We start from the raw sequence: 1,008 nt of genomic DNA on the forward strand, positions 1-1,008 counted from the left end.
TGCCCGAACGCAGGCCGCGCTCCTGCCCGCCGCCGGAAAACAGCGGCGCCAGACGCACCCGTGCCTGCGGCGGACATAAAGCGCGCCAACCCCCTTCGGCCCGTACAGCTTGTGTGCTGAAACCGACGCCAGATCGAGATCCCACGCCCGCACGTCCACATCCACCTTGCCCGCCGCCTGCGCCAGATCGCTGTGCAGCAACGCGCCCGAAGCGCGCACCAGTGGCGCGAGCGTGGCCAGATCCTGCAACACGCCGGTTTCGTTATTGGCGGCCATGATGCTGACCAGCAGGGTCGGCACCTCCAGCGCGCGGGCCAGCACGTCCGGGTCCAGCATGCCATCGGGGCGGACGGGCAGGATGACCGGCTCACAGCCCTCGCGGCCAAGATCGCGCACGGATTCCAGCACGCATTTATGCTCGGTCGCCACGGTTACCACCCGCGCGCGCGGGTCACCCCGTTCGCGCAGGTGGCGGACCGCGCCCTTTATGGCGAGGTTGTTGGCCTCCGTCGCGCCGGAAGTGAACACGATCTCCCGCGCCTGCGCGCCCAGCAGGGCGGCGACATCGGCACGGGCCTGTTCCACCGCGTCATGCGCCGCGCGCCCGGCGGCATGGTCAAGGCTGTGCGGATTGGCGAAGTGCCGTGTGAACCACGGCAGCATCTCCGTCACCACGCGGGGATCGCACGGGGTTGTCGCCTGATAATCCAGATAGATCAGGTCATCCGCCTTCATGTCCGGCCTTTCGCCTGTGTGCCCAGCCGCCCGGCCATGGCCGTGTAGGCGGCGATGAAGCCCTCGACCTCCGCCCCCGTGACCGACCACGGCAGGGAGACACGGATGGCGCAACCGGCATCCGCGCCCAGCCCCATGGCCTCAAGCACGTGCGAGCGCGCCACCTTGCCCGATGAACAGGCCGACCCCGCCGATACGCCATACCCCGCCATGTCCAGCGCGATAAGCTGGGTCTGCGCCGCCCGCCCCGGCAGGAGCAGCGCGCTGGTATTG

The 1,008-nt window shown here is 69.5% G+C and carries 2 pseudogenes; both read right to left on the minus strand.

Going from position 1 to position 1,008, the window contains the following annotated elements:
* A pseudogene (locus JCM25156_RS26005) lies at positions 1–735 on the minus strand (cysteine desulfurase family protein); the annotation flags it as partial.
* Positions 732–1,008, minus strand: a pseudogene (locus tag JCM25156_RS26010) (cysteine desulfurase); the annotation flags it as partial. The pseudogenes JCM25156_RS26005 and JCM25156_RS26010, both read right to left, overlap by 4 nt.

This window comes from Komagataeibacter kakiaceti JCM 25156, from assembly GCF_000613305.1.